We start from the raw sequence: 3,022 nt of genomic DNA on the forward strand, positions 1-3,022 counted from the left end.
TATAAACAATCGGAAGTTAACAAAGCATTGATAACCATCCTTTTGATTCTCAGTGCGATTATAGTTTTTACCTCTAGTTATATCGGAGGTGTGCTCATAGCTTTGGCAATCAACCTTGTTATAGGAACATTGTTTTACTCGATGACGATCGAAGTAAATGGGAATAAAGTTTGCTGGTATTTTGGTCTTGGGTTTCTTCGTAAGGAAGTCGAAGTTTCAAGCATTACAGAAGTTTCAATTTATGAAACTAAGTGGTATCAGGGCATCGGAGTTCGTATGTTAAAGGACGGCTGGCTGTACAATGCTTCAGTAGGTAAAGCCCTTAAATTAAAGTTGTCTAGTGGCAAAAATATTTACCTTGGGTGCAAAGACGTTGAAGGTCTTCAGTTAGCATTGGCATCCACCAACTAACAAACTGTTTAAGAGTGATTCGCAACGCGTGGCATTTTTACTATGCGTTGATTTTAGTGATTAAGGTGGTTTGCAGCGGCTTCGGTATTGCGTTGCTCACACCTTAACAGGGCGTTAGGTTCTAAGGAGTAATATGCGTCACGTCATTAATTTAATGGTACTTTCTGTATTGACAGTTGGTTCCCCAGCTTTTGGTGAAACCATAGATGATATGTGGTGCCAAAAAGCCAATGGTTTTGGTAAAAGAATGCAAGATCAAGGCTATAAACGTGAATTGAGCTTACCTTTTGGTTGGGGAGAGTACAGTAGTAATGTAAGTCATAATATTAGTGGTTCCGACGTAAGCTCTTACGATGTAAAAGCCAAGAACCAGTGGGCGCTTTTCACCAAGAAAAATGGGCAATGGGTAGTGTATCAAGGTGTTATTCGAACCAACCTTAGTGACCGAAAAACAGAGTCATTTGTTTGTCAGGTTAAATCGGGTAACAATCTGGTCAGGCATTAAACTAAGAACCTAACAAACGCTTCAAGACGGATTCGCAACGCGTGGCACTTTTATCATGCGTTGATTTTAGTGATTTAGGTGGAATGCGGAAACATCGTATTGCGTTGCTCACCACTTAAGCGGGCGTTAGTCGCCAGAAAAAGCTAGCAATCAAAATTATGTTTCTGAGCTTAAAATTTAGTAGCTGTTTGCTTGGTACACCGATTAATCGTAGATCATCAGAGCTTAGTTCTAGCTGTTTTAAGTCCAAAGTTTTGTACCTGTCCTAGCGGTTGTTTTGTTCTTTGGTGCTTACAGAGTAGGGCAATCGAGAGTCTGTTTTTGGTTGCAACTCCGCTCGGTGAGTTTGCCGGTACAAAAGCCGATTTACTCGCTGAAATGACGTTTTCTCTGGTGTTGTAAGTTCCACGTGGTTTCAGTGACTTCGTTGAAATTCCGCACTGTGATATTAGCTTTCCAAAAGCGCCTTTTGGTGCTGTCAGTTCGTTTTCTGCGGCGTTGTTTGTTCCAAGTGGTTTCTTTGAATAGCCGCTTTGACACTACGCCTGGCTTAAGTGCGTCAAAGCACATAAAGTTTGTTGTTCGCAAAGTTTAGTTTGGCTTAAAATTGTCGCTCGGTGCCTCGCGACTAACAAACTGCTCAAGAGGGATTCGCAACGCGTGGCATTTTTACTATGCGTTGATTTTTGTTATTAAGGTGGCTTGCGGCGGCTTTTGTATTGCGTTGCTCACCCCTTAGCAGGGCGTTAGTCGCCAGAAAAAGCTAGCAATCAAAATCATGTTTCTAAGCTCAAGATCTGGCAGTTGCTTGTCTGGTGCACAGGTTCATCGCCGATGGTCAAAACTCAGTTTCTGCTGTTTTAAGTCCAAATTTTTGCAAGTGTCCTAGCGTTTTTTGTTCTTTGGTGCTGACAGAGCAGGGCAATCGAGAGTCTGTTTTTGGTTGCAACTCTCCTCGGTGAGTTTGTTGGTTCAAAAGCAAATTTACTCGCTGAAAAGACGTTTTCTCTGGTGTGGTAAGTTCCACGTGGTTTCAGTGACTTTGTTGAAAGTCCGCACTGTGAGATTGGCTTTCCAAAGGCTCTTTTTGGTGTTGTCAGTCCGTTTTCTGCGGCGTTGTTTGTTCCAAGTGGTTTCATTGACTAGCCGCTTTGAGACTACGCCTGATTTAACTGCATCAAAGCACATAAAGTTTGTTGTTTGCAAAGTTTGGTTCGGCTTAAAATTGTCGCTCGGTGCCTCGCGACTAACAAACTGCTCAAGAGGGATTCGCAACGCGTGGCATTTTTACTATGCGTTGAATTTAGTGATTAAGGTGGTATGCGGCGGCTTCGGTATTGCGTTGCTCACCCCTTAGCAGGGCGTTATACCTAAGGAAGCAAATGAGCAGTATTTACGAAATTGTTCAAAAAGACCCACAATACTATGTTTGGCTTTTTGGGTTGATCAATGCGGGTTGGATCGTATTCGCATTTCTATTTAAATCATGGCATGAAAGGCAGCTCAAAAGGCTAGAGCAAGACTTAAGGTTTGATGCCGAAAGGCGCTTAAAAGTCTTTGATTTGAAAGCCACTGAGTATGCCAACTATGTTGCTAGTTTGGATCAGTTTGGAAAGAAAAATCAAAGTGAAATAATGGGGCGCATGCAACCTATTTTCGATCAATACCTTAATGATTTTATGGCAGCTTCGGCTGAAAACAACCAAGAGAAAACTCGTGAAGTGTTAGTGTGGTTTAGCCAACAAATTTCACTTATCATGCGCGAAGGAGGAGAAGACTTTTTCAAATTAAAGTCAGAGTCTAATAGGTTGAAGCTGATTGCAACCGACGAGATGCTTGGTACTTTTCAACAGTTGGAAGATTTGACTGAATTATCAATGAATACAGCACATGAATTCATGGGTAAATTGACGGAAATAGTCCTACATCAGCAAACTTCAATCCAAGAAGAATATTTGGCGAAACTGAATGATATATCATCAGATATTCAGGTGCAGTCTAAGTTGCTAATGACTCAGATGCGTACGGAAATTCGTGGAATTTAGGTATAACAAAGCATTTAAGAGTGATTCGCAACGCTTGGCGTTTTCGCTTCGCTCAAGTATA

General features: G+C 41.6%; 4 protein-coding genes and 1 pseudogene. 3 read left to right on the forward strand and 2 right to left on the reverse strand.

The window, feature by feature from the left end:
* Positions 1-411: hypothetical protein (locus KIO97_RS26755; RefSeq protein WP_285384430.1), on the forward strand; the 411-nt coding region annotated here is incomplete at its 5' end.
* Between the two features lie 133 nt (positions 412-544).
* Positions 545-916 (forward strand): hypothetical protein, encoded by a 372-nt coding sequence (locus KIO97_RS26765; RefSeq protein ID WP_285384431.1) that lies wholly within the window; start codon positions 545-547, stop codon positions 914-916.
* Between the two features lie 218 nt (positions 917-1,134).
* Here the strand turns inward: KIO97_RS26765 and KIO97_RS26770 are convergent, their stop codons facing one another.
* Both KIO97_RS26770 and KIO97_RS27005 read right to left on the reverse strand, forming a co-directional pair.
* A complete protein-coding gene (locus KIO97_RS26770) occupies positions 1,135-1,398 on the reverse strand; it encodes a hypothetical protein (RefSeq protein ID WP_285384434.1) in 264 nt (87 codons plus the stop codon).
* Positions 1,399-1,754: 356 nt separating this feature from the next.
* Positions 1,755-2,016, reverse strand: a pseudogene (locus KIO97_RS27005) (hypothetical protein).
* Positions 2,017-2,298: 282 nt separating this feature from the next.
* Between KIO97_RS27005 and KIO97_RS26785 the strand changes: the two are divergent.
* Positions 2,299-2,961 (forward strand): hypothetical protein, encoded by a 663-nt coding sequence (locus tag KIO97_RS26785; protein ID WP_285384433.1) that lies wholly within the window; start codon positions 2,299-2,301, stop codon positions 2,959-2,961.
* Positions 2,962-3,022: the final 61 nt, after the last annotated feature.

This window comes from Vibrio sp. B181a (genome assembly GCF_030248375.1).
Lineage (GTDB): Bacteria > Pseudomonadota > Gammaproteobacteria > Enterobacterales > Vibrionaceae > Vibrio > Vibrio campbellii.